Source organism: Corynebacterium occultum (assembly GCF_009734425.1).
Taxonomy (GTDB): domain Bacteria; phylum Actinomycetota; class Actinomycetes; order Mycobacteriales; family Mycobacteriaceae; genus Corynebacterium; species Corynebacterium occultum.
In genome coordinates this window covers 1,106,049-1,130,723 of record NZ_CP046455.1, presented here as the reverse complement: position 1 = coordinate 1,130,723, position 24,675 = coordinate 1,106,049, and the positions used below count along the sequence as shown (strand labels likewise).

The window sequence follows — 24,675 nt, the reverse complement described above, 5'->3', positions numbered from 1 at the left end:
GTGAACAAGGGACTGAAGCAGCTGGGACAGGCGTTGCAACGCAAACGGGCCATCACTCTGCTGGCACTGCTGACCACCCTCGGGGTGGTGGCCTTCGAACTGGCTATCCCACTGCTCACCCGCGATGCCGTGGACGTGGCCGTCGGTGATTCCGACGGCGGTCTCGCCGCCACCCTGCTGCCGGAACTCGCCCCGCTGAGTGCAATCATCACCGTCCTGGCCATCGTCGCCCTGGCCCGCTTCGTGGCCCAGTTCGGACGCCGTTTCACCGCCGGAAAACTCTCCATCGACATCCAGCACCTGCTGCGCATGGATGTCCTCGACTCCCTGCAGAGCCTCGACGGCCCCGCCCAGGACCGGCTCAGCACCGGCCAGGTGGTTTCCCGCTCCATCAGCGACCTCGGCCAGGTCCAACGCCTGCTCGCCATGCTGCCCCTGGCGGTCGGCAGCCTCGCCAAACTGGTGTTCATCGTCATCATCATGGCCACCATCAGCCCCTGGCTGACCCTGATGGCCCTCGCCTTCCTCCCGGTCATCGGGGTGGTTGCCGCCCGCGCCCGCGGCCAGCTCTACGCCGCCTCCTGGGACGCCCAACAATCCGCCAGCGACCTGGCCACCCACGTCGAACAAAACGTCGCCGGTGTCCGCGTGGTCAAGGCTTTCGCCCAGGAGGAACGCGAAACCGACACCCTGGAAGAACACTCCCGCAGCCTCTACGCCCGCCGGATGCGTTCCGCCCGACTCAACGCCCGCTTCCAACCCCTGCTCGAGGAACTGCCCCAGATCGCCATGGTGGTCAACGTCATCCTGGGCGGCTGGCTGGCCATCCAGGGACAGATCACGGTGGGCACCTTCTTCGCCTTCTCCATCTACCTCACCCAGCTCACCGCCATCACCCGCATGCTCTCCGGCATGGTGGTCCGCTTCCAGATCGGCCTGGCCTCCGTCGACCGCATCGCCGAACTCATCGAGGCCGAACCCTCCCACCACGAACCGGACCACCCCACGGCCATACCCGAAGGACCCCTCGGCCTCCGCCTGGAAAAGGTCGAGTTCACCACCCCGGAACGACGGGTGATCCAGGGCCTGGACCTTGAGGTCGCGCCGGGTGAAACCCTGGGTGTGGTGGGTCCGGCCGGTTCCGGTAAATCCCTGGCGGTGCAGCTGATCGGTGGTTTCCATGAGCCGGATGCCGGCCGGATCCTGCTCACCTCGGCGGTGGGCAGCGTGGACTATGAGGAGATCACCCGGGATGAGCTACGCCGCGCGTTGATCTGTGTCTTTGATGAACCCTTCCTCTACTCGACGAGCATCCGGGACAATATCGCGATGGGTGCCCAGGTCAGTGATGAGGAGGTCGTGGCGGCCGCCCGCCTGGCCTGCGCCGCAGAATTCATCGATGAGCTGGAGGAGGGCTATGACACCGTCATCGGTGAGCGGGGGTTGACCCTGTCCGGTGGGCAGCGTCAGCGCATCGCCCTGGCCCGCGCCCTGCTGGTCCGACCCCGGATCCTCATTCTCGATGACGCCACCTCCGCCATCGACGCCCGGACCGAGGCCCTGATCAACGCCAACCTGCGGCGCACCCTGGCCGATGTCACCGTCATCGCCATCGCCCACCGCAGTTCCACCCTCCGGCTGGCGGACCGGGTCATGGTTCTGGAGGAGGGCCGCGCCGTGGCGGCGGGCACCCTGGCCGAGGTGGAGGACAATCCCCGTTTCGCCCGTCTCTTTGACCCCGCCACCCGTACCACTTCGCAGGCCCCGGAACGGGATCTCTTCCCCGAGGTGGAGTGGGTGGATCCGGATGCCCCCACCGGGCAGCTGGCCAAGCGTATCGACGCCCTGCCCGGCGCCACCGAGCAGCCCCATCTCGATGCCGCCCGCGTCCGTTCCGACACCAGCCCCTTCCGCGTCGGGGTCCTCTTCAAACGGGTGAAGTGGCTGCTGGCCGGGGTGGTCGTCCTGCTGGCCCTGGGAGTGGCCACCGGCCTGGCCTTCCCCACCCTGATGCGCCTGGCGGTGGACCGCGGCGTGAATGAACAGGACGCCGGCGCACTGTGGGTGGTGGCCGGGGTCGGCCTGATGGTGGTTGCGGTGGGATGGGTGTCAGCCTGGCTGCGTACCCTGCTGACCGCACGCACCGGTGAGCGTCTCCTCTTCGGGTTGCGGCTGCGCAGCTTCGCACACCTGCAACGCCTGTCCATGAGCTATTACGAGTCGACCATGTCGGGACGCATCCTCACCCGGATGACCACCGACATCGACAACCTGAGTTCCTTCCTGCAGACCGGCCTGGCGGAGGCCATCGTGGCGCTGGCCACCTTGGCCGGCATCATCGCCATGCTGCTCTACACCGACGCTCCCCTGGCCCTGGTGGCCTTCGCGGCGATCCCGGTGATCCTGGTGGCCACCCTGATTTTCCGGCGGATCTCCTCCCGCCTCTACCGCCGGGCCCGGGAACAGGTCAGCCAGGTCAACTCCTCCTTCGCAGAGGCCATAAACGGGTTGCGCACCTCCCAGATGCACAACATGACCGCGGTGACCCGGGATCGCCTGGAGACGGAGTCCGGGGAGTACCGGCGCCTGCGGGTGCGTTCCCAGACCGCCGTGTCGATCTACTTCCCCGGCATCGGCGCGGTCTCTGAACTGGCACAGGCTGCGGTACTGGGGGTCGGTGCCCTGCACGTTGCCCGGGGTGAGATCAGCACCGGTGTGCTCATCGCCTTCGTGATGTACCTCAGCCAGCTCTTCGGTCCGCTGCAGCAGCTGGGCCAGATCTTCGACAGTTACCAGCAGGCCAGCGTCGGTCTGCAACGCATCCAGGAGCTGCTCGCCGAGGAGCCCGCCGTCGCCGATGACGGCACCACCCCGGGGGCGGATCGGGCCGCCGGGAAGGAGATCGGTTTCGAGAATGTCTCCTTCGCCTACACCGAGGGCGGCACCGAAGTGGCCCGGGAGCTGAACACCCGTCTCGCCCCCGGCAGCACCGTCGCGCTGGTGGGGCCCACCGGGGCCGGTAAATCGACCGTCGTCAAGCTGCTGTCCCGCTTCTATGACCCACAGGAGGGCTCCGTGACGGCCGGGGGCACCGACCTGCGTGGCTTCCCCCTGCAGCAGTGGCGGGCCGCGATCGGCTCCGTGCCGCAGGAGTCCCACCTCTTCCCCGGCACCGTCGCCGAGAACATCGCCTACGGCAGACCCGGGGCCAGCCGGGAGGAGATCATCGCTGCGGTCCGCCGGGTCGGTGCGCTGGAGGCGCTCTCCCTGCTTCCCGATGCCCTGAACCACCGCGTCGGGGAAAGAGGGCAGGGACTGTCCTCCGGCCAACGCCAGCTGATCGCCCTGGCCCGGGCCGAACTGATCGAACCCAGACTGCTGCTGCTCGATGAGGCCACCGCCACCCTTGACCCGGCGACCGAGGCCACCGTGTTGGATGCCTCCGCCGCGGTTACCCGGGGGCGAACCTCGGTGATCGTGGCGCACCGCCTGGCGACCGCAGCGCGGGCCGATCGAATCCTGGTTATCGACCATGGGCGTATCATCGAAGACGGTTCTCACCTGACATTGCTCAGCTACGGTGGAATGTACGCCGCAATGTGGAATTCCCAATAAGTAGGATTCGCTACAGTCGGGGGTGGGAAATACACCCCTAGCTGTGTTCGCTGTCAGGTGCAGACGGGTTACCCTGTATGGGAACACGATAAAAAATAGATCTATCAGAAGATTCACCAAGGAAATGAGGCGAGATCCTGCCGTGAGCAGCGCTAGTACTTTCGGCCAGAACCAATGGCTGGTAGACGAGATGTTCCAGCGGTTCCAGAAGGACCCGAATTCGGTAGACCAGGAATGGCGGGAGCTCTTTGAAACCAAGGGCGCGCCGGCAACGGCCACCCCGGAGAGTGCACCTCAGAAGGCCGCAGCCCCCGCTGCGGTGAAGGAGCCGGTCAAGACTGCTCCGAAGAAGACCACTGAGAAGCCGGCCTCGGCTAAGAAGGCCACCAAACCGAAGTCTCCCCTGGACAATGTCAAGGAGGCTCCGGAGGCAGGTGCCACCCCTCTGAAGGGCATGTTCAAGGCCATCGCCAAGAACATGGACATCTCCCTTGAGGTCCCCACCGCAACCTCGGTGCGCGACATGCCTGTCCGCCTGATGTTCGAGAACCGCGCCATGGTCAATGACCAGCTGAAGCGGACCCGTGGCGGCAAGATCTCCTTCACCCACATCATCGGTTACGCCCTGGTCAAGGCCGTCATGGCCCATCCGGACATGAACAACTCCTATGACATCATCGACGGCAAGCCGTCCATGGTCGTCCCGGAGAACATTAACCTGGGCCTGGCCATCGACCTCCCGCAGAAGGACGGTTCCCGCGCCCTGGTCGTGGCAGCCATCAAGGAAACCGAGAAGATGAGCTTCTCGCAGTTCCTGGATGCCTACGAGGACATCGTCGCCCGCTCCCGCGTCGGCAAGCTGACCATGGATGACTACTCCGGTGTCACCGTCTCGCTGACCAACCCGGGCGGCATCGGCACCCGTCACTCCGTCCCGCGTCTGACCAAGGGCCAGGGCACCATCATCGGTGTCGGTTCCATGGATTACCCGGCCGAGTTCGCCGGTGCTTCCGCGGACCGCCTGGCAGACCTGGGCGTGGGCAAGCTCGTCACCATCACCTCCACCTACGATCACCGCGTGATCCAGGGTGCCGAGTCCGGCGAGTTCCTGCGCACCATGTCCCAGCTGCTGATCGACGACGCCTTCTGGGACCACATCTTCGATGAGATGGGTGTCCCCTACACCCCGATGCGTTGGGGCCAGGATGTCCCGAACACCGGTGTGGACAAGAGCACCCGGGTCATGCAGCTGATCGAGGCCTACCGCTCCCGCGGTCACCTCATCGCCGACACCAACCCGCTGAAGTGGCAGCAGCCCGGCATGCCGATCCCGGATCACCGCGACCTGGACATCGAGACCCACGGCCTGACCCTCTGGGACCTCGACCGCACCTTCCACGTCGGTGGTTTCGGCGGCAAGGAGACCATGACCCTGCGCGAGGTGCTTTCCCGCCTGCGCTCGGCATACACCCTCAAGGTCGGTTCCGAGTACACCCACATCCTCGACCGCGATGAGCGTCTCTGGCTGCAGGACCGCATCGAGGCCGGCATCCCCAAGCCGACCGGTGCCGAGCAGAAGTACATCCTGCAGAAGCTGAACGCCGCCGAGGCATTCGAGAACTTCCTGCAGACCAAGTACGTCGGCCAGAAGCGCTTCTCCCTCGAGGGTGCTGAGGCACTGATCCCGATGATGGACGCCGTCATCGACACCGCCGCCGGCCAGGGTCTGGACGAGGTCGTCATCGGCATGCCGCACCGCGGCCGCCTGAACGTGCTCTTCAACATCGTCGGTAAGCCGCTCGCGAATATCTTCAACGAGTTCGAGGGCAACATGGAGCAGGGCCAGATCGGTGGCTCCGGTGACGTGAAGTACCACCTCGGTTCCGAGGGCACCCACATCCAGATGTTCGGCGACGGCGAGATCAAGGTCTCCCTGACCGCCAACCCCTCCCACCTCGAGGCCGTCAACCCGGTCATGGAGGGCATCGCCCGCGCCAAGCAGGACCTGCTGGACAAGGGCGAGGACGGCTACACCGTCGTCCCGCTGCTGCTCCACGGTGATGCCGCCTTCGCTGGCCTGGGCATCGTCCCGGAGACCATCAACCTGGCGAAGCTGCGTGGCTATGACGTGGGTGGCACCATCCACATCGTCGTCAACAACCAGATCGGTTTCACCACCACCCCGGACTCCAGCCGGTCCATGCACTACTCGACCGACTACGCCAAGGCTTTCGGCTGCCCGGTCTTCCACGTCAACGGTGATGACCCGGAGGCCGTGGTCTGGGTTGCCCAGCTGGCCACCGACTACCGTCGTCGCTTCGGCAAGGACGTCTTCCTCGACCTCATCTGCTACCGCCGTCGCGGTCACAACGAGGCCGATGACCCCTCGATGACCCAGCCGAAGATGTACGAGATCATCGATGAGCGCGAGACCGTCCGCGCCCACTACACCGAGGATCTCATCGGCCGTGGCGACCTCTCCGTCGAGGACGCCGAGAAGGTCGCACTCGACTTCCACGACCAGATGGAGTCCGTCTTCAACGAGGTCAAGGACGCCGAGAAGAAGGACATCCAGGAGCAGACCGGTATCACCGGCTCCCAGGAACTGCCCTACGGCCTGGAGACCAACATCACCCGCGCAGAGCTGGTGGAGATCGGTCAGGCCTACGCCAACGTCCCTGAGGGCTTCGAGCTGCACTCCCGTGTCGCCCCGGTGGCCAAGAAGCGTGTCGACGCCGTCTCCCAGGGTGGCATCGACTGGGGTTGGGGCGAGCTCATCGCCTTCTCCTCCCTGGCCAACGCCGGCCAGCTGGTCCGTCTCGCCGGTGAGGATTCCCGCCGCGGCACCTTCACCCAGCGTCACGCCGTGGTCTTCGACCCGAAGACCGGTGATGAGTACAACGGCCTGAACGAGCTCGCCGCCCAGAAGGGCAACGGCGGCAAGTTCCTGGTCTACAACTCCGCACTGACCGAGTACGCCGGCATGGGCTTCGAGTACGGCTACTCCGTGGGCAACCAGGATGCCCTGGTCGCCTGGGAGGCACAGTTCGGTGACTTCGCCAACGGTGCGCAGACCATCATCGACGAGTACGTCTCCTCCGGTGAGGCCAAGTGGGGCCAGACCTCCAAGCTCGTGCTGCTGTTGCCGCACGGCTACGAGGGACAGGGCCCGGACCACTCCTCCGCCCGCATCGAGCGTTTCCTGCAGCTCTGTGCCGAGGGTTCCATGACCGTGGCCCAGCCCTCCACCCCGGCCAATTACTTCCACCTGCTGCGTCGTCACGCACTCTCGGACCTGAAGCGACCCCTGATCGTCTTCACCCCGAAGTCGATGCTGCGCATGAAGGCCGCCGCCTCCCCGGTGGAGGACTTCACCGAGGTCAAGAAGTTCCAGTCCGTGATCAACGATCCGCGTCTGGTTGACAATGACGGCAAGGTCATCGGAGATGCCGACAAGGTCAAGACCATCATGCTGGTCTCCGGCAAGCTCTACTACGAGCTGGAGAAGCGTCGCGAGAAGGACGGCCGTGACGATGTCGCCATCGTCCGCATCGAGATGCTGCACCCGATCCCCTTCAACCGTCTGCGTGAGGCCTTCGAGTCCTTCCCGAACGCCACCCAGATCCGGTTTGTCCAGGATGAGCCCGCCAACCAGGGCCCGTGGCCGTTCTACAACGAGCACCTGCGTACCCTCGTCCCGAACATGCCCGAGATGGTCCGCATCTCCCGCCGTGCCCAGTCCTCCACCGCCACCGGTGTGTCGAAGGTTCACCAGGCCGAGCAGAAGAAGTTGATCGACGAAGCCTTCCACGTCTAGTCGTTGAAGCTTCATGTGAAGTGAGGACGGCCCCCGTAATTTGCGGGGGCCGTCCTTTGCCTTCTATAGAAAAAACCCGCAGCAGTGGTTCTCTGCTGCGGGGGTGTCGATGAAGGTTAGGCGTCCTGGGTGCCCTGGCGCTGGTCTCCCCCGCCCTCGAAGACACCGGAGCCGGAGTAGTAGTCTTCCACGGCACCAGCCACGGAACCACGCTTGCGGGCCTCCTGCACGATCTCCTGGATGCTTTCCGTGCTCAGCGAACGACCCAGCCCGTGCAGGGCCTCCAGGGCATCCCGGGAGACGGAGGACTTCTGGTAGATCGGCACAATATTCTGCGGCAACCCGTCATTGCGCTCCGGACCACCACAGCCTTCCGCCGGGGAGGGATCCGGGGCATCCAGGTAGGTGGGCAGGGCGCCGATCATGGCCTCATAAGTGACCTGGTGGAGATCAGCCTCCGGGTCCTCGGCAATCTCGTTCACCAGTTCCGCGGCCCGATCCGGGTAGATGGCCTTGAGCACATCGCCGGTGCAGCCGATTGTCAGATCCAGGTAACTGTCCGACATCCGGTGGAGGGCCGATTCGTCCTCCTCAACCCCCATGATCTCGATGGTGCTGTCCTGGCCCGCCTCAACCAGGGCACGTTCATAAAGCTCGCCGAGCACCATCTGTTCCGTGGAGTCCGGGGTATCGCTGATGACCGCAATGACCAGGGTTTCCTTGGTGGTCATGCTATTGCTTTTTGGTTCAGCGGTGCTGCAACCCCCCAGCAGTACTGCGGTGGCGACAACGCCCAGCATCCGGCGTTTCGACATGATGGCCCTCCTGGCAGGCAGCGGTGAGTTCTTCAGCGCTTAGACTACCCACCCTGAGGGGTGGAGCGCTGGACCGGCCCGGCGATACCGGACTGGGCGATCGCATCGCGGGCTTCCGGCGCGTTGGCCGGGGCACAGAGCACATCATAACGGCCGGCGACGATCTGGGTGCGGGAGGTGAAGTCACGACGCCCACCGCTGGCGGCATAGGGCACCACCGCCAGGACGATGCCGAAGACGGCACCGAGCACCACACCTGCAACCATGGGGACCAGGAAACCACCCCCCAGAATGCCGAAGAGCAGGCCGAAGAAAAGTCCCATCCAGGCACCGCTGGCAGCCCCGTTGAAGAGCACCCGCCCCCAGGTCAGCCTTCCGGTGACACGTTCCACCTCCATCAGATTCACACCGACGATGGTCAGGTCACCTACGGGGAAGTTCCGGTCGCTGAGCAGATCCACCGCCTGTTGTGCCTGCTCGTAGGTCTCGAAACTTCCCACCGGCCAGCCTTCCGGTTTCAGCCTCATCGACTGCTGGTTCGCCATTTCTCTTGGTTTCCCTTTCCCCACGTTCTGGAACCGGTGTTCTCACACCGGTGCGTTACAATCCCGGTTTTTGAAATTTCTGATTCATGATGACAACGTGCCAGGTGGTCGGATAGTTCCGGCGGGGTAGAATACGACTTCATGAGTACCGTCACACGTGTCTACGCTGGCCGACTCCGCGGCATGCAGGTCCGCGGCCCCGACACCGATGTGATCGGCCGGGTCCGCGACATCGTGGTCAGCATCCGTCCCGACGGCCGTTCCTCCCGCGCCCTGGGCCTGGTGGTGGAGCTGGTCAACAACCGGCGGATCTTCCTGCCCATGCTGCGCGTCGCCGCCATTGAGCCGGGTGACATCACCCTGGTGTCCGGTTCGGTCTCGCTGCGCGCCTTCCAGTCCCGGGCCGGTGAACTCACCATCATGGGAGACATGGTCGGATCCAGGGTCCACACCGATGATCCGGAGTTCCCCCAGCTGCATGAACGTTCCCTGGAGATCGCCGATGTGGAGCTGGAACGCACCCGCACCCGGGACTGGGTGATCAGCCGGGTGGCGGTTTTCGGGGAGCGCCCCAAATTCGGCCGCAGCCCCCAGTTGTTCATCATCCCCTGGGCCAATATCCACGGGGTGACCGCCGGTGGTGTCGGTGTCTCCGACAGCACTGCCGAGATCATCGCCGAGTTCGCTGATATGCGCCCCGCCGATGTGGCCAATGCTCTGGCTGACCTGCCCCGCCGCCAGCGGGAGCAGGTGGCCGCGGAACTCAATGATGAACGCCTGGCCGATATTCTCCAGGAACTGCCCGATGATGATCAGGCGGAGCTGATTGAGGCACTCGGCATTGAGCGGGCCGCCGATGTGCTGGAGGAGATGGATCCGGATGATGCCGCCGACCTGCTGGGTGAACTACCGGACACCAAGGCTGAGGTGCTGCTGGATCTGATGGACCCTGAGGAGTCCGCCCCGGTGCGCCGCCTGATGAGCTTCTCCCCCGACACGGTGGGTGCCCTGATGACCCCGGAGCCGCTGATCCTCTCCCCCCAGACCACGGTGGCGGAAGCCCTGGCGCATGCCCGCAACCCGGATCTGCCGACTTCCCTGGCCTCCCTGATCTTCGTGGTCCGCCCGCCCACCTCCACACCGACGGGCCGATACCTGGGTTGTGTGCACCTCCAAAAACTCCTGCGGGAACCCCCCTCCACCCTGATCGCCGGCATCCTGGACCCGGATCTGCCCCCGCTCTACGCCGATGATGACCAGGAGACCGCGGCCCGCTACTTCGCCACCTATAACCTGGTGTGCGGCCCCGTGCTCGATGAGGACAAGCACCTCATCGGCGCGGTCGCCGTGGATGACCTACTCGACCACATGTTGCCGGAGGACTGGCGTGAGACGGGTTTCCGTCAGGAAGGGAACAATGGCTGATTACAACCGCTCGGACCTGGACACCCCGGTCGCCGCGAAACGTAAGCGACTCTTTTCCTTTGACGACGACGCGGTGGGCGCGGCCGCCGAGAAGGTCGCCCGTTTCTTCGGTACCGGTCAGTACCTGATGTGGCAGAGCCTGCTGGTGATCGTCTGGATCTGCCTGAACATCGGTGGCTTCTGGTGGAATTGGGACCCCTACCCCTTCATCCTGCTCAACCTGGCCTTCTCCACCCAGGCGGCCTACGCCGCCCCCCTGATCCTGCTGGCCCAGAACCGGCAGGAGGACCGCGACAAGGTCACCATCTCCGCGGACCGTCGCCGCGCCGAGGAAACCAAGGCCGACACCGAGTTCCTCGCCCGGGAGCTGGCGGGGGTGCGCCTGGCCATCGGTGACACCGTCTCCCGCGATTATCTCCGCCGCGAGCTGGATGACCTGCGCAGCCTGATGGAACGGATCGAGGCGAAGCTGGATGATGAGTCTGCGGACCGCATCGACAGCCACGCTGAGCTACGTGAACCCACCCAGGGTGATGTAGCTGACGATGACTTCAGAAAATGAAGTACTAGTATGAATTGGTGATGTCTCAAGTAACTGAATCCGCTGTCCGCAGCGCGCTGTCCCGCGTAGAGGATCCAGAGATCGGTAAGCCCATCACTGAACTCGGCATGGTCAAGTCCATTGCCGTGGACGGCGATGATGTCGCGGTGGAGATTTACCTCACCATCGCCGCTTGTCCGATGAAGAACACCCTGACCACCAATACCCAGGCCGCGGTCGAGGAACTCGAGGGCGTCGGCAAGGTCAGCGTGACCACCGACGTGATGAGTGATCAGCAGCGTCGTGAGCTGCGCACCTCCCTGCGCGGTGATGCCGCCCAGCCGGAGATCCCCTTCGCGCAGCCCGGCTCCACCACCCGGGTCTATGCCGTGGCCTCCGGTAAGGGCGGCGTCGGCAAGTCCTCCATGACCGTCAACCTGGCCACCGCCCTGGCTGCCCGCGGCCTGCGGGTCGGCATTCTCGACGCCGACATCTACGGCCACAGTGTGCCGGGCATGCTCGGCAATGAGGATAACCCCCACCAGGTCGACGACATGATCATGCCGCCGATCGCCCACAATGTGAAGGTCATCTCCATCGCCCACTTCGTGGAGGGCAACGCCCCCGTCGTGTGGCGTGGCCCGATGCTGCACCGCGCCATCCAGCAGTTCCTCTCCGATGTCTTCTGGGGCGACCTGGACTTCCTCTTCCTGGACCTGCCCCCGGGCACCGGTGATGTCGCCATCTCCGTGGCCCAGCTGGTTCCCAATGCCGAGCTGTTGATCGTGACCACTCCGCAGGCTGCGGCCGCCCAGGTGGCGGAGCGTGCCGGCACCATCAGCCAGCAGACCCGCCAGCGGGTGGCCGGCGTGATCGAGAACATGGGTGCCATGGTCATGCCCGATGGCTCCACCATGGAGATCTTCGGCAGCGGTGGCGGCGAGATCGTCGCGGAGCGGCTGTCCACCCTGACCGGCAGCGAGGTACCGCTGCTGGGCCAGGTCCCGCTGGATCCGAAGCTGCGGGAGCACGGCGACGATGGCTCCCCGATCGTCATCTCCGAGCCGGGCTCCCCCACTGCCCAGGCCATCAACACCATCGTCGACAAGCTGATGGTGCGCCGCAGCTCCATCGCCGGCAAACCCCTGGGGCTGGGCGTCACCCGCCACTGATACAACAGCCAGGAAAAAGAACGGGCTCCCCTGAGGGAGTCCGTTCTTTTTATCGCGGTGTCAGCTAGGTGATGTCTGTCTTAGGTGATGTCCGCCCAGGAGAAGCCGCCGCGGGGTTCTTCCCTACCCTCCTTCTTGGAGGTGTTCTCGGCGATGGTCTGGGCGCTGCGATCCTGACTGGGTGGGCGGGGTACCTGCTCCACCTGGGGCTGCTGGGCGGCACGCGCGGCTTTGCCTGCGGTGTCACCCTCCATGATCTTCTTCGGGTCGAAGGAGTCCATGAACTCCTGGTCATCATCGAAGAGCGCCTTGGTGATGGCTGCCTTGGGGCCCATGCGCCCATAGTGGGCGACCTTGTTGATCGGCTCCCGGAATTGGTTGAATTCCTCACCGAACTCGCCGTCGAGTTCGGCACGGGCATTGGAGATGGCACGGCGGGCCGCGAAAATGGCCGCGCGGACATCCTTGATCACGTCGGGAAGCTTCTCCGGGCCGATGATGATCAAACCAATGACCACAATGGTGAAGATCTCGACCCAACCAATATTGTCAAACACACATTCACCTTAGTATCAGGCGGGCCGGAACGCCCGCCCAGCGACTGGAACTGTGAGCAAAGCGTCAGCCCTGACGGCGACGCACCAGCCGAACCATGATGTCGATCTTATCCAGGAGACTCTCCGGTTCGCAGACGCCACCCTCTGCCCCCGGCCCCTCCGGGCAGGACTTCTCGATTCCGGCGAGCTTGGCCATCAAATCACTGGGAGCGCGTAGCTGGTGGAAACCGTTGGATTCCCGGATGGCCTCAGCAGCCCCCTGCTGGCGCCTGACCTCGGCACGGCATTCAGGACAGTGCACCAGGTGGACCCTGGCACGGTGGGTGGCTCCCGCCGACAGCTCTTCATCCACATACGCGGCGAGAGCTTCCGGGCCCAGATGATCCACCGAAGCGAACCTCTTGCCCTTCGCTTTAACCCGTTGCTTCGACTCCATCACTTTGGAAGCCAACCTCCTTCTTTCTCTCTCCCCGCTAGGATACGCCCACTTTCTTTAACGGGTCGGGAGCAGGATCTGGACATCCTCATTGGTTTCGGCGGCAGCTTCCAGGGCGGAACGCAGCTGGCTGCGGCCGCGGTGGATGCGACTGCGCACCGTTCCCATCTTCACGCCCACGGTGTCGGCGATCTCGTCATAACTCATACCGACCACATCACAGAGCACGACTGCGACGCGGAAGTCCGGGCTGAGCTGGTCCAGCGCGGACTGCAGCACCGGGTCCAGGTTCGCGATGGTGAAGGCCTGCTCCGGGGTGGCCTCATTGCCCGGGACCCGTTCATAATCCTCCGGGAGGGCCTCCATGCGGATCTTGTTGCGGTGTCGGACCATGTCAAGGAAGAGGTTCGTGGTGATGCGGTGCAGCCAACCCTCGAAAGTGCCGGCCTGGTAGCTCTTGAGGGAGCGGAAGACCCGCATGAAGGTTTCCTGGGTGAGATCCTCGGCATCATGCTGGTTTCCGGAGAGTCGGAAGGCGAGACGGTAGACGCTGTCGGCGTGCTCCTGCACCAGCGCTGACCAGGAGGGCATGTCACCTTGTCCGGCGTCGAAGGCGGCGGTTCCGCTCAGCTGTTCCTCACCATCCCCGTGGGGAACGGCGGGGGGCTGGACTTCGGCGGCCTCAGCGGTGCGTGCCTTCTTCTTCATGAACTCCATTCAACACGGCCATGCTGGAGAACTCCATATTATGGTCTGAAAATTCGCTGTGAGCTTGGGGGTTCAGCTCGATTCGGGGAGCTTTTATGAAGTCTTTATCCCAAACCTCAGTTTTCACACCAGTCACAACCGGGACTTTTGGGGCGAGCCCCTGCTCACAGCCCTGCCGACCCTGGCTAGACTCTTAATTGTGACTGACACGGCATTTGACGCACTGCTTACCTACATCGAATCGACCATCCCCGGTGATGAGGTCCTCGACGCCGCCCGCCGCGACGCCGAGGAATTCGGGCTGACGACTCCTGATGAGGTCACCGGGCAACTCCTGAGCACCCTCACCGCGGCCGCTGCCTCCGAGAAGTCGGCCGGGGCCATTGCGGTGACCCCGGCGGCCAGCGTGGTCGGCCTTTACCTGCTCAAGGGGCTCGGCAGCAATGGCATGCTGACCTGCATCGACCCTGAGGTGGAACATCAGCGCCAGGCGAAGCAGATCTTCCGGGCGGCTGGCTTCTCCCCCTCCCGGGTCCGTTTCCTGCCTTCCCGCCCCCTGGATGTGATGGGCCGGCTGGCGCATGGGTCCTACCAGCTGGTCTACGGCGAGGTTTCCCCGCTGGATCTGAACGCCCTGGTCAAGACCGCCTGGCCGCTGCTCTCCCCCGGGGGCGTGCTGGTGCTTCCCGATGTCCTGCTCGACGGCACCCTGGCCGATGAGTCCCGCAAGGACCGGGCCACCGTAGCGGTCCGTGAGGCCCTGGAATACGTTGACACCCTCGAGGATGCCCTGATCACCCGGCTCCCCCTCGGTGCCGGCATGATGCTGATCAGCCGCCGCCCATAAAAAATTCCCCCTGGATAACCCAGGGGGAATTTTTCTGATCCATCGTAGGGCGGGGTTACTACTCCCCGACCACGCTGTTCTTGGCTACGACAACGACGCCGCCGGCACTGATCTTGAAACGGGACTCATCGCGGACGCGATCGACACCGATGATCTCGCCTTCCCGGACCACTACGTTCTTGTCGAGGATGGCGTGGCGGACCACCGCGCCACGGCCGACGCGCACGCCCGGCAGCAGGACCGAACCCTCAACAGTGGCGCCCTCTTCGATGTAGACGTCCGAGGAGAGCACCGAGTTGCGGACGGTGCCACCGGAGATGATCGAACCAGCCGACACCATGGAGGATTGTGCGATGCCACCCTGGACGAACTTCGCCGGGGGCAGGTTATTCGTGTCGGTGGAGTGGATCGGCCACTTCGCGTTGTAGAGGTTGAAGATCGGGTGGACGCTGATCAGGTCCATGTGAGCTTCGTAGTAGGAGTCGATGGTGCCCACGTCACGCCAGTAACCGCGGTCCCGGTCGGTATCGCCCGGGACGGTGTTGGCGGAGAAGTCATAGACGTTGGCCTCCCCACGGTCGACGAACCAGGGGATGATGTCACCGCCCATGTCATGGTCAGAATCCGGATTCTCCTCATCGGCCTTCAACGCCTCGATCAGCGCTTCGGTGGTGAAGATGTAGTTGCCCATGGAGGCGAAGGTGACCTCCGGGTCATCCGGGGTGCTCGGCGGGTCGGCCGGCTTCTCCAGGAACTCGGTGATGGTGCCGTCCGCCTCGGACTGGATGCAACCGAAGGCGGTCGCCTCTGCGCGGGGGACACGGATACCGGCCACGGTGGCGGTCTTGCCGGAGGCGATGTGATCATCGAGCATCTGGCCCGGATCCATGCGGTACACATGGTCGGCGCCGAAGACGATCACATACTCGGGCTTTTCATCATAGATGAGGTTGAGGGACTGCAGCAGGGCGTCAGCGGAACCCATGTACCAGCGCTTGCCCAGGCGCTGCTGCGCCGGAACCGAGGCAATGTACTGACTGGTGGGACCGGAGAGCTGCCACGACTGCGAAATGTGCCGGTCAAGAGAGTGTGACTTGTACTGCGTCAACACCGCAATCTTGAGGAATCCGGCATTCGCCAGATTCGACAGCACGAAATCGATGAGCCGGTAGGCACCGCCGAAGGGAACGGCCGGTTTGGCACGATCCGCAGTCAACGGGAAGAGTCGTTTACCTTCTCCACCGGCAAGAACAATGGCTAAAACATTCGCATGGCTTCTCACACCCCACAACCTATTAGGTTTGAGCGAGTTCTGCCGTGGAAAGTCACAGATTCGACCCCTGAAGAGACCCCCCTCACCCCCGAAAACCTCGGCGACACCCCTCACCAAGGGTTAATCTCGTTCACATGAGAGTCGCGATGATGAGCAGAGAATACCCGCCGGAGGTTTACGGTGGCGCCGGCGTCCATGTCACCGAACTGACCCGCTTCATGCGGGAGATCACCCAGGTTGACGTCCACTGCATGGGTGCCCCCCGGGATGCTGAGGGGGTGTACGTCCACGGTGTCGATCCGGCCCTGGAGAACGCAAACCCCGCGATCAAGACCCTTTCCACCGGCCTGCGCATGGCGGAGGCCGCTGCTGAGGCAGAGGTCGTCCACTCCCATACCTGGTACGCCGGGCTGGGTGGCCACCTGGCGGGCAAGCTGCACGGCATCCCCCATATCGCCACTGCCCACTCCCTGGAGCCGCACCGCCCCTGGAAGCGCGAGCAGCTCGGTGGCGGCTATGAGGTCTCCTCCTGGTCGGAGCGCAATGCCATGGAGTATGCGGACGCGGTCATCGCGGTTTCTGCCCGGATGAAGGACTCCATTCTCGAGGCCTACCCCCGGATCGACGCGGATCGCGTGCATGTGGTCCTCAACGGCATCGACACCGAGCTCTGGGCCCCTCGCCCCACTTTCGAGGCTGCCGAGGACTCCGTCCTCAGCAAGTTGGGTGTGGATCCGAACCGCCCGATCGTCGCCTTCGTCGGCCGCATCACCCGCCAGAAGGGTGTGGAGCACCTGATCAAGGCCGCCGCACACTTCGATGAGGGTGTGCAGCTGGTGCTCTGCGCCGGCGCCCCGGACACCCCGGAGATCGCCGCCCACACCAAGGCCCTGGTGGAAGAGCTGCAGGCTCAGCGTGAGGGTATCTTCTGGGTGCAGGAGATGCTGGACAAACAGGGCATCCAGGAGATCCTCACCGCGGCCGACACCTTCGTCTGCCCCTCCATCTATGAACCGCTGGGCATCGTGAACCTTGAGGCCATGGCCTGCGGCACCGCTGTCGTCGCCTCTGATGTGGGTGGCATCCCAGAGGTCGTCCTGGACGGCAAGACCGGCACCCTGGTCCACTATGAGGAGTCGGACCCGGAGGGCTTCGAACGTGATATCGCCGCCGGGGTCAACGCCATGGTCGCCGATAAGGAGCGTGCCAGGACTTTCGGTGAGGCTGGTCGGCAACGTGCGGTGAATGATTTCTCCTGGGCCACCATCGCCCAGCAGACGGTGGACATCTACCGTTCTCTGCTCTAGATCCAGACCTTCCACCCCGGGGTTCGCAGCTTTCTGCAGCCCCGGGGTTTTCTCATTACGCTCGGAGTTAAATGTCGAAAACGCAAAGGATGCAGAAGTAACAATGGCAATAATCTCTCACCGGCCGGAACTTCATGTCACCCCCGAGAACGGGATTCTGGATGCCCCCGCCGGGGCGCTGCTCGACGGAGACACCTGGCACCTCTTCCACCAGTACCGACCAACCCCGGATGCCCCGGCCCGCTGGGCCCACCAAATGTCCGAGGGTTCCCCTTTCGAGTGGGAGGTCTGTGAGGATGTCATCGCCCCGGAAGGTGAGGAGACTCTGGTGCGGGCCGGTGCGGTGCTGGCGGTTGATGGCGGGGTCAACCTCTACTTCACCTCCGTCACCGAGGACGGCACCGCGGTGCATCTGGCGCGGATCGACGACTTGGAGGCCACCATGGAGGAGGTCTCTGATGATCTGCGCGTGGACCCCCATGTCCGCCGGATCGGTGAGGTCCTCGGTGACCGCGATGGTTTCACCAGCTTCCGTTCTCCCTGTGTGGTGCCGGACTGGGTCGCTGAACATGACCGCACGGACGGACACCGTGGCTGGCTGATGCTGGCGGTCAGTGGTTCCCAGACTGCCCCGCAGCTGGTCATGCTGACCTCCACCGATGCTCAGGAATGGGAGATCCTGGGCCCGTTGACCTTCCAGGGAGACACCGGCCTGGCCGCGGATCTACCGCTGGTCAGCCCCCGCCTGATCCGCCTGCAGGATGAGGTCGACGGTGAGATCTACGACATCCTCATGGTCACCATCGAACATGAGGGCATCGACATCTCCGGTTATCTGGTGGGTCGTCTGCAGGGCGCGGAGTTCGAGGTACACACCCCCTTCAGCCGCATTGACTTCGGCCATGACTTCACCAGGCCGCGCATCACCAACTACACCCCGGGCACCGTCCCCGAAGATCAGCTCTACCTCAGCGGTTCCCTCTTCGGCCTGATGAATGGGGTGGGCCGTTTCGATGATGAGTCCGGGCATCTGAGCCTGCGGGAGGAAGGCTGGGTGAACTGTCTTTCCTTCCCCCGTATCCTGACCTTGCAGAATGGCCTGATCTACCAGACTCCGCCCCAGGGGCTGCCCGATCAGATCCCGCAGTCCATTTCCGCGGCCTCCTGGACCGGGCTCTGCGAGATTCCCACCGGGAGCTCGCTGCGGGTGGAGCTTATCGACGCCGCGGGCAAGGTCGCTGCAGTAGTCACCCACCAGGGTGATCTGCTTACCCTGGACCGCTCCATGAACCCCCACCACGAGGGTGATCACCTGGCCCAGGCCCCACTGGCCGAGGGGGACACCGACTCGCTCTCAATCTTCGTGGACGGCTCCACGGTGGAGGTCTTCGCGGATGGTGGGGCGATCGCCATGTCCAGCCGAGTCTATATTCCGGGTGGCTGCCGGGAGTTCAACGCCCTCGCCGAAGACGGAAGCGAGATCATCCGCTGCTATGAGCGTTTCCCCCGCTCCTATGACTCCTCCGAGCTTCCCGACTATGAGACGGAGAACAACTTCGGTGAGGATGACACCTATGAGGGTGTGGTCCGTTAGACCTTTGCCAGGCGGGTGATCATCGCGCGCGCCGTGACCTTCATACTCGGCGGCAGCGCGAGGATCCGCTCCTTCAGGTCCGCCGGATCAATATGGCGGGCCGAGGGGCTCATGCCGATCTGGGTGGTGATGGAATCCTGGTCCAGATTCATCTCGAACTCCACCGGCCAGGACTCCCCCACCGGCACCAAGTGGCCTTCCGCCTGCGCGATCATCCGCTTCACCTTGCCCTCCTCGACATCGATGATGCCGAGGGGTTCGCGTAGTTCAGCCAGGTGACCGGCATCGGCGGTCAGCACGATCACCTCACCGCCGGGCTTGAGCACCCTGGCGAACTCGGCGGGGTTGCGGGGGGCGAAGATGACGGTGATGGCATCTACGGACTCATCCCGCAGGGGCAGGCGGGCCCAGGCGTCAGCCACCACGGCACCGACCTTGGGGTGGCACTTGGCGAGGTGCTTGGCAGCTGCCACGGAGACGTCGATGCCCACCCCGCGGGCACCATGCACATCATCGAGGGTGTGGGCGAGGTAGTAGCCGGTGCCGGCTCCGATCTCACAGATCACCGGATGGGCGTTATCCGGGACACCGGCATCTTCGAGCACATCATTGACCGCCATGGAGACCGCTTCCACAAAGGGAGCGAAATGACCCCGGGAAAGAAAGACCTCACGGGAGTTGACCATCGCGGTATCATCCCCGGTGTAGCGCAGTCCGGCACCCCCGGCGAGCGTGATATAGCCCTGTTTGGCCACGTCATAGCTGTGTCCGGATTCGGAGACCAGGCGGGAGAAGTCATCGGCGCCGGACAGCGGGGTGCCGTCGATCGGGTCGGCGAGGACGTCAATGATGTCGGAGAGCATTCAAGCACCACTTCCTTAACGGGTGGGGGCAATAACCTCCCCATGGTAGCGCAGATGGCGCCGAACCCGGATTCGGGTTCGGCGCCATCTGATTCTTATTAATTTGCCTGATTATGCCTTGATTATGCGGAAACCTCGCTGAGCAGGGAACCCAGTTCAGCGGCCTCTTCCTTGGTCAGTTCGACGACGAGTCGTCCACCACCGTCGGAAGGGATCCGCATGACAATCTTGCGGCTTTCCACTACCGCTTCCATCGGGCCACTACCGGTCCGGGGCTTCATCGCTGCCATAAGATCCTAGCTCCTTACCTAAAACTGAATGACTACTCTATCCAGTTTAGTCTTTTTTCTGAAACTAAAGGTCGTTTCTTTCTTCGACAAGGATTTCGGGGTGATTTCCACCCTGGTTGGCGAGCTGCTTTTTCAGGTCCCTGATCAGCGCCTCCACCTGATCCGGGCGGTAACCACGCGGCACCACATCAAAACTCAGACCATCGAGATCCCGCACCGCCAAGCACTCCCGGTTGCGCTGGATCACGTCCTCGCCTTCATCTGCCGGCGGCAGAATCTCCCCGCGCCCGAAGAGGGTGCCGAAGATCCAAGTGAAGAGCACTGTCAGCACGATCAGCGCCAGAATAAGAAAAATCCAGGTGAGCACTAGGAAGCCTTTCAGGACTTTAGATCAATGGATCGAGAATAGCGGAGAGGGCGGGACGCTCCCTGATCTCCCCCTGACCGGCACGGGCCAGGATGGTGGCGGCCACGACCTCGGCCATGGGTCCCAGTTCCGCCAAGGGGCGGTTGCGGTGGTGCCGCAACCCCAGGTCCACCTGGGCGATGGCGGCGGGGCCGTGGCGCTGCATGACGTCGATAAGCAGCCCTGCCTCCACCCCGTAACCGTGGACGAAAGGCAGGTCGAGGGCGGTGGAACGTCGTAGGGCGTACTCCCCCGCCAGGGGTTGATTGACGCCACCCAACGCCGGGAAGAGCAGTCGCAGCAGAGGTTTGGCGGTCAGCTCAGTGACCCGCCCCCCGCCATTGGGTTGCCCCTGGTAGCTACGTCGATAATCAGCCTTGACCAGGTGGATAGCCGGGTCCTGAAAGGGTGCTGCCAGGGCATTGACCATCCCGGGCACCGGGCGGGTCAGGTCCGCATCGATGAAGACCACCACCTCCCCACGTGCGGCGGCCACCCCCCGCCAGAGGGATTCCCCCTTACCCGGCCAGGGTTCCAACGGGAGGATCTCACGCCAATTGAGAACCCGGGCCCCGGCTGCTTCAGCTTCCGCTGCGGTCCCGTCGACGGAGTCAGCGTCAATCACCAGAACCTCGGCGGGGGCATCGGCCAACATCGCCTCCACCACCGCGGCGACGGTGGCTTCCTCGTTGAGGGCGGGGATGATGACGGAAATACTCATGCCATGCCCCGGACGGTGTGCAGCGGGGCGGCCTTACCCTGAATCGCAGCGGTCATCCGCAGCACATCGATGGTGTCGGCGACATTGTGCACCCGGAAGGCGGCAACCCCCCGGGCGGCGGCCCAGGCGGTGGCCGCCAGGGTTCCGGCGACCCGCTCCCGGACGGGGCGCCCCACGGTCTCCCCCACGAAATCCTTATTCGACAGGGCCATCAGCACCGGCCAACCGGTGGCCACCAGCTCATCAATGCGGCGCAGCAACTCCAGACCATGAAAGGTATTCTTCCCGAAATCATGGGTGGGGTCAATGAAGATCAATTCCTCGGGGACCCCACAGTCCACCGCTCTTTCAGCCAGCGCGGTGGTTTCCCGGATGACATCGGCGACAACATCATCGAAATGGGCGCGATGGGGACGGGAACGGGGGGTGATACCCCCGGTGTGTGAACAGACATAGCCCACGTGGTACTGACCGGCGACCTCCATGAGCTCCGGATCATATCCGGCCCAGGTGTCATTGATCAGCCCGGCACCGGCCTTGATCGCCTCCGCCGCAACATCGGCCCGCCAGGTGTCCACCGAGATCCGCACCCCGGGGTGACGCTCATGGACGGCGGCGATGATCGGCACCACCCGGTCAATCTCCTCCGCGGCATCAACCTCAGAGCCGGGGCCGGCCTTGACACCCCCGATATCAATGATGCTGGCACCCTCGGCAATGATCTCATCGACACGCTGGAGTGCAGCGGTGTCGGCGAAGGTGGCACCCTGGTCGTAGAAGGAATCCGGGGTTCGGTTGAGGATGCCCATCACCGCCGGAAGGCAGATATCTGACAAGAGCTAGTACTGCCCCTTCTTAAGGTTTTCCCGGAGATTCTTGTGGTGCTCCACGATATGCTCAACAGCCTCGTCCACCGAGTCGGTGAGCAGGAAGAGATCCGTGTCCCCAGGAGAAATCATCCCGTCATCGACCAGGCGGCCGCGGATCCAGTCCACCAGGCCCGCCCAGAACTCGGTGCCCAGGAGCACGATCGGGAAATTGTTGACCTTCTTGGTCTGCACCATGACCAGCATCTCGAAGAGCTCATCGAGAGTGCCGAAACCACCGGGGAGACAGACGAAGGCCTCCGAATACTTCAGGAACATGGTCTTGCGGGCAAAGAAATAACGGAAGTTCAGACCGAGATCCACCCAGTCATTCAGACCCTGCTCATGAGGCAGCTCAATACCCAGACCGACGGAAAGACCATCCGCCTCATAGGCACCCCGGTTCGGGGCCTCCATCAGCCCCGGGCCACCACCGGTGATGACGGCGTAGTCGGCCGCAACCAGCTTGCGTCCGACCTCCACACCCGCCTCATACCAGGGCTCACCCTCCTTGATACGGGCGGAACCAAAGACACAGACTGCCTTGGGCAGACCAGCCAGCGCATCGAAACCAGCCACGAATTCACCCTGGATACGCAGGATGCGCCAGGGATCGGCATGCAACCAGTCATGGTCACTACCGAGTTCGAAGAGCCGCTGATCATAGGTCGATTCCTGGTCGCCCTCGGTACGCAGCAGCATCGGGCCGCGGAGTTTGCGCTTATCGGGCGAGGGGGTGATATTAGGAGCCATGTGTCGAAGTTAACCCTTTTCCCCGGATTCCGCTGAAGAGAGGTTGGTACGGGTGTACCAGATCAGGTGAGCCATGCCCGCAAGGTCTGCACCACCCCGGTGATCATCCACACCGGACACTGCTCATCCTTCTTATGCGCGAAATTGGGGTCACCCGGGCCAAAATTCAGGGCCGGTATCCCGCGGGCAGCGAAGCGTGCCACATCCGTCCACCCGTATTTGGCGCGGAAACGACCCCCGACGGCGGAAAGCAGTTCCTGGGCAGGGGGTGAGCCCAGCCCAGGGAGGGCCCCCGGCGCGGCGTCGTCAATCTCAACCTCCAGACCCGCGAAATCGAGCACCTCCCGAAGATGCGCCTCCGCCCCCGCCACACTGCGGTCCGGGGCGAAACGGAAGTTGAGGAAGAGCCAGGCCTCATCCGGGATGGTGTTGGTGGTCACCCCGGATTCCAGGTGCACCACATTCAACCCCTCGCGGTACTCACACTCATCGATCTTCACACTGCGGGGCTGGTAGGCGGCGATGCGGGTGAGCACGGGGGCGAGTTTATGGGCGGCATTCTCCCCCAGCCAGGCGCGGGCGGAGTGGGCCCTTTCCCCCCGGGCGGTGATGCGCAACCGGAGGGTTCCCTGGCAACCTGCCTCAATGATCGCCCCACTGGGCTCACCGAGCAAGGCAATATCACCCACCAACCATTCCGGCAGATCCGCTTCAATGTGGCCGAGCCCATTGAACTCGGTGGAGACCTCCTCCCCCTCATAGGCGATCAATGTCAGATCCCGGTTGAGCCCCGGATCATTGGCCAGGAGCCAGAAGGTGTGGAGGTAGACCGCCAGGCCGGATTTCATGTCCACACTGCCGCAGCCGTGGAGCACCCCATCCACCAGGCGGTGCGGCAGGTTGTCGACGATGGGCACGGTGTCGATGTGCCCCGCCAGGATCACCCGCTCCCCCAGGCCGCGCCGGGTGCGGGCAAGGAGGGTGTTGCCGTGGCGGTGGACCTGCACGCCGGGGATGGCCCGGAGGGCAGGTTCCAGGGCGTCGGCAAGCTCAGTTTCGTGGTGGGAGGGGCTGGGGATATCGACCAGTGCCGCCGCCAGTGTGACGGGGTCGCTGAAATCCAGGATTGTTGATTCGCTCACCTGCCCAGACTACAAAATGACCTGGGCACGGGACCACCGTAGAATGAAAATTATGAGCACACAGGGCGCCCAGGGCATCGGTATCGCAAATATCTCCATTGACGGCACAGTGTTGGACACCTGGTTCCCGGCACCCGAGCTGGTTGACGGTTCCGGACTCACCAGCGGCACTGAACGGCTCGGGGCCCAGCACCTGAGCCACCAGATGCTCTCGTTGATCACCTTGGATGAGGACCGCATGGTGGAGCAGGTTGCGGTGCGCACCACCATCGCTGATGTCCACCAGCCGCCGAGCAGCGCCCATGATGTCTACCTTCGGCTGCATCTGCTCAGTCACCGGATCGTAAGGCCGCAGTCCATCAACATGGATGGTGCGGTCAAGCATCTGGCGAATGTGGTGTGGACGAACAAGGGTCCGGCCACCCCGGAGAACTTCGAGTTTGTGCGCACCTCCCTGCGTTCCCGCGGCCTGATCCACGTCTACGGCATTGATCACCTGCCCCGCATGGTCGATTACGCCCTCCCCGACGGGATCCGGATCGCGGAGGCGGAGCGGGTGCGGCTCGGCGCCTACCTGGCTCCCGGCACCACGGTGCTCCGCGAGGGTTTCGTCTCCTATAACGCCGGTTCCCTCGGCCCCGCCCGCATCGAGGGGAGACTCTCCTCCGGGGTGACCGTGGGGGCTGGGTGCAATGTGGGGCTCTCCGCCACCCTGATGGCCAACCGCAGCCCGGAGGGGGCCCGGATTCCCATCAGCATCGGAGAGAACTGTCACTTCGGGGTCTCCTCGGGACTGATCGGCCTGAATATCGGCGATAACTGCCGGATCGGTTCCAATATCGTCATTGAGCAGGACACCCCGATCTTTGATGCCGCCAGCCGCACCCTGATCACCGGTGCAGACCTGGAGTGGCGTTCGAATTGGAGTGTGCGCACTGAGGCGGGCCACCCGGAACCTGTGCTGCGCACCCACTAGCTTCGG

Annotated in this window: 22 protein-coding genes; 9 read left to right on the top strand and 13 right to left on the bottom strand. The window is 63.9% G+C overall.

Annotated features, from left to right (window positions below; all coding sequences use genetic code 11):
- On the top strand, window positions 1-3,615 hold the full coding sequence (locus COCCU_RS05345; RefSeq protein ID WP_156230566.1) for an ABC transporter ATP-binding protein: 3,615 nt from the start codon (window positions 1-3) through the stop codon (window positions 3,613-3,615).
- Between the two features lie 142 nt (window positions 3,616-3,757).
- Complete coding sequence (locus tag COCCU_RS05340) at window positions 3,758-7,432, top strand: multifunctional oxoglutarate decarboxylase/oxoglutarate dehydrogenase thiamine pyrophosphate-binding subunit/dihydrolipoyllysine-residue succinyltransferase subunit (RefSeq protein WP_156230565.1); 3,675 nt, start codon at window positions 3,758-3,760, stop codon at window positions 7,430-7,432.
- 116 nt (window positions 7,433-7,548) lie between these two features.
- Here the strand turns inward: COCCU_RS05340 and COCCU_RS05335 are convergent, their stop codons facing one another.
- Entirely contained in the window at window positions 7,549-8,247 is a 699-nt protein-coding gene (locus COCCU_RS05335) for a hypothetical protein (protein ID WP_156230564.1), read from the bottom strand.
- A gap of 44 nt (window positions 8,248-8,291) precedes the next feature.
- Complete coding sequence (locus COCCU_RS05330) at window positions 8,292-8,792, bottom strand: general stress protein (protein ID WP_156230563.1); 501 nt, start codon at window positions 8,790-8,792, stop codon at window positions 8,292-8,294.
- Between the two features lie 141 nt (window positions 8,793-8,933).
- On the opposite strand from COCCU_RS05330, the gene COCCU_RS05325 reads away from it, so the two are divergent.
- The 3 genes from COCCU_RS05325 to COCCU_RS05315 are packed head-to-tail and all read left to right on the top strand — an operon-like array spanning window position 8,934 to window position 11,930.
- Window positions 8,934-10,217 (top strand): magnesium transporter MgtE N-terminal domain-containing protein, encoded by a 1,284-nt coding sequence (locus COCCU_RS05325; protein WP_156230562.1) that lies wholly within the window; start codon window positions 8,934-8,936, stop codon window positions 10,215-10,217.
- A complete protein-coding gene (locus tag COCCU_RS05320) occupies window positions 10,210-10,779 on the top strand; it encodes a DUF1003 domain-containing protein (RefSeq protein WP_156230561.1) in 570 nt (189 codons plus the stop codon). The genes COCCU_RS05325 and COCCU_RS05320 overlap by 8 nt, the downstream gene beginning before the upstream one ends.
- Before the next feature lie 20 nt (window positions 10,780-10,799).
- Window positions 10,800-11,930: an Mrp/NBP35 family ATP-binding protein gene (locus COCCU_RS05315; protein ID WP_156230560.1), complete on the top strand. Its 1,131-nt coding sequence runs from the start codon at window positions 10,800-10,802 to the stop codon at window positions 11,928-11,930.
- An 80-nt stretch (window positions 11,931-12,010) separates the two neighbouring features.
- Here the strand turns inward: COCCU_RS05315 and tatB are convergent, their stop codons facing one another.
- The 3 genes from tatB to sigE all read right to left on the bottom strand — a co-directional run bounded on the left by tatB (window position 12,011) and on the right by sigE (window position 13,631).
- On the bottom strand, window positions 12,011-12,487 hold the full coding sequence (tatB, locus tag COCCU_RS05310) for a Sec-independent protein translocase subunit TatB (protein ID WP_156230559.1): 477 nt from the start codon (window positions 12,485-12,487) through the stop codon (window positions 12,011-12,013).
- Between the two features lie 64 nt (window positions 12,488-12,551).
- Window positions 12,552-12,938 (bottom strand): anti-sigma factor family protein, encoded by a 387-nt coding sequence (locus tag COCCU_RS05305; protein WP_231598877.1) that lies wholly within the window; start codon window positions 12,936-12,938, stop codon window positions 12,552-12,554.
- Window positions 12,939-12,980: 42 nt separating this feature from the next.
- Complete coding sequence (gene sigE, locus COCCU_RS05300) at window positions 12,981-13,631, bottom strand: RNA polymerase sigma factor SigE (protein ID WP_156230558.1); 651 nt, start codon at window positions 13,629-13,631, stop codon at window positions 12,981-12,983.
- 199 nt (window positions 13,632-13,830) lie between these two features.
- On the opposite strand from sigE, the gene COCCU_RS05295 reads away from it, so the two are divergent.
- Window positions 13,831-14,478, top strand: coding sequence for an O-methyltransferase (locus COCCU_RS05295; RefSeq protein ID WP_156230557.1), 648 nt, complete (start codon window positions 13,831-13,833; stop codon window positions 14,476-14,478).
- 58 nt (window positions 14,479-14,536) lie between these two features.
- Here the strand turns inward: COCCU_RS05295 and glgC are convergent, their stop codons facing one another.
- Window positions 14,537-15,760, bottom strand: coding sequence for a glucose-1-phosphate adenylyltransferase (gene glgC, locus COCCU_RS05290; RefSeq protein WP_407924155.1), 1,224 nt, complete (start codon window positions 15,758-15,760; stop codon window positions 14,537-14,539).
- 125 nt (window positions 15,761-15,885) lie between these two features.
- Between glgC and glgA the strand changes: the two genes are divergently transcribed.
- Window positions 15,886-17,058: a glycogen synthase gene (gene glgA / locus COCCU_RS05285; RefSeq protein WP_156230555.1), complete on the top strand. Its 1,173-nt coding sequence runs from the start codon at window positions 15,886-15,888 to the stop codon at window positions 17,056-17,058.
- A gap of 112 nt (window positions 17,059-17,170) precedes the next feature.
- On the top strand, window positions 17,171-18,652 hold the full coding sequence (locus COCCU_RS05280; RefSeq protein ID WP_197088483.1) for a GH32 C-terminal domain-containing protein: 1,482 nt from the start codon (window positions 17,171-17,173) through the stop codon (window positions 18,650-18,652).
- On the opposite strand, the gene COCCU_RS05275 is transcribed toward COCCU_RS05280, so the two are convergent.
- The 7 genes from COCCU_RS05275 to dapE form a co-directional block, all read right to left on the bottom strand.
- The gene (locus tag COCCU_RS05275; RefSeq protein ID WP_156230553.1) at window positions 18,649-19,515 is read right to left on the bottom strand and encodes a methyltransferase domain-containing protein; all 867 of its coding nucleotides are present in this window, start codon (window positions 19,513-19,515) and stop codon (window positions 18,649-18,651) included. The two genes, COCCU_RS05280 and COCCU_RS05275, sit on opposite strands and share 4 nt — an antisense overlap.
- A 122-nt stretch (window positions 19,516-19,637) precedes the next feature.
- Window positions 19,638-19,805 (bottom strand): DUF3117 domain-containing protein, encoded by a 168-nt coding sequence (locus tag COCCU_RS05270; protein ID WP_156230552.1) that lies wholly within the window; start codon window positions 19,803-19,805, stop codon window positions 19,638-19,640.
- Window positions 19,806-19,869: 64 nt separating this feature from the next.
- A complete protein-coding gene (locus COCCU_RS05265) occupies window positions 19,870-20,172 on the bottom strand; it encodes a cell division protein DivIVA (protein WP_156230551.1) in 303 nt (100 codons plus the stop codon).
- Window positions 20,173-20,191: 19 nt separating this feature from the next.
- Entirely contained in the window at window positions 20,192-20,932 is a 741-nt protein-coding gene (locus tag COCCU_RS05260; protein ID WP_156230550.1) for a glucosyl-3-phosphoglycerate synthase, read from the bottom strand.
- Window positions 20,929-21,741 (bottom strand): dihydropteroate synthase, encoded by an 813-nt coding sequence (folP, locus tag COCCU_RS05255; RefSeq protein ID WP_156232608.1) that lies wholly within the window; start codon window positions 21,739-21,741, stop codon window positions 20,929-20,931. Before folP ends, COCCU_RS05260 begins: the two co-directional genes overlap by 4 nt.
- A 30-nt stretch (window positions 21,742-21,771) precedes the next feature.
- Window positions 21,772-22,551: an LOG family protein gene (locus COCCU_RS05250; protein ID WP_156230549.1), complete on the bottom strand. Its 780-nt coding sequence runs from the start codon at window positions 22,549-22,551 to the stop codon at window positions 21,772-21,774.
- A 62-nt stretch (window positions 22,552-22,613) separates the two neighbouring features.
- A complete protein-coding gene (gene dapE / locus COCCU_RS05245; RefSeq protein WP_156232606.1) occupies window positions 22,614-23,678 on the bottom strand; it encodes a succinyl-diaminopimelate desuccinylase in 1,065 nt (354 codons plus the stop codon).
- Between the two features lie 67 nt (window positions 23,679-23,745).
- Between dapE and COCCU_RS05240 the strand changes: the two genes are divergently transcribed.
- Window positions 23,746-24,669, top strand: coding sequence for a DapH/DapD/GlmU-related protein (locus COCCU_RS05240; RefSeq protein ID WP_156230548.1), 924 nt, complete (start codon window positions 23,746-23,748; stop codon window positions 24,667-24,669).
- The last annotated feature ends 6 nt before the right edge of the window (window positions 24,670-24,675 follow it).

Excerpts from the sequence above, each read along its gene's own strand:
- COCCU_RS05335 (WP_156230564.1), bottom strand. The coding sequence starts at position 8,247 with ATGTCGAAACGCCGGATGCTGGGCGTTGTCGCCACCGCAGTACTGCTG.
- COCCU_RS05330 (WP_156230563.1), bottom strand. The coding sequence starts at position 8,792 with ATGGCGAACCAGCAGTCGATGAGGCTGAAACCGGAAGGCTGGCCGGTG.
- COCCU_RS05325 (WP_156230562.1), top strand. The coding sequence starts at position 8,934 with ATGAGTACCGTCACACGTGTCTACGCTGGCCGACTCCGCGGCATGCAG.
- COCCU_RS05320 (WP_156230561.1), top strand. The coding sequence starts at position 10,210 with ATGGCTGATTACAACCGCTCGGACCTGGACACCCCGGTCGCCGCGAAA.
- COCCU_RS05315 (WP_156230560.1), top strand. The coding sequence starts at position 10,800 with ATGTCTCAAGTAACTGAATCCGCTGTCCGCAGCGCGCTGTCCCGCGTA.
- sigE (WP_156230558.1), bottom strand. The coding sequence starts at position 13,631 with ATGAAGAAGAAGGCACGCACCGCTGAGGCCGCCGAAGTCCAGCCCCCC.
- glgA (WP_156230555.1), top strand. The coding sequence starts at position 15,886 with ATGAGAGTCGCGATGATGAGCAGAGAATACCCGCCGGAGGTTTACGGT.
- COCCU_RS05275 (WP_156230553.1), bottom strand. The coding sequence starts at position 19,515 with ATGCTCTCCGACATCATTGACGTCCTCGCCGACCCGATCGACGGCACC.
- COCCU_RS05270 (WP_156230552.1), bottom strand. The coding sequence starts at position 19,805 with ATGGCAGCGATGAAGCCCCGGACCGGTAGTGGCCCGATGGAAGCGGTA.
- COCCU_RS05260 (WP_156230550.1), bottom strand. The coding sequence starts at position 20,932 with ATGAGTATTTCCGTCATCATCCCCGCCCTCAACGAGGAAGCCACCGTC.
- folP (WP_156232608.1), bottom strand. The coding sequence starts at position 21,741 with ATGGGCATCCTCAACCGAACCCCGGATTCCTTCTACGACCAGGGTGCC.
- COCCU_RS05250 (WP_156230549.1), bottom strand. The coding sequence starts at position 22,551 with ATGGCTCCTAATATCACCCCCTCGCCCGATAAGCGCAAACTCCGCGGC.
- COCCU_RS05240 (WP_156230548.1), top strand. The coding sequence starts at position 23,746 with ATGAGCACACAGGGCGCCCAGGGCATCGGTATCGCAAATATCTCCATT.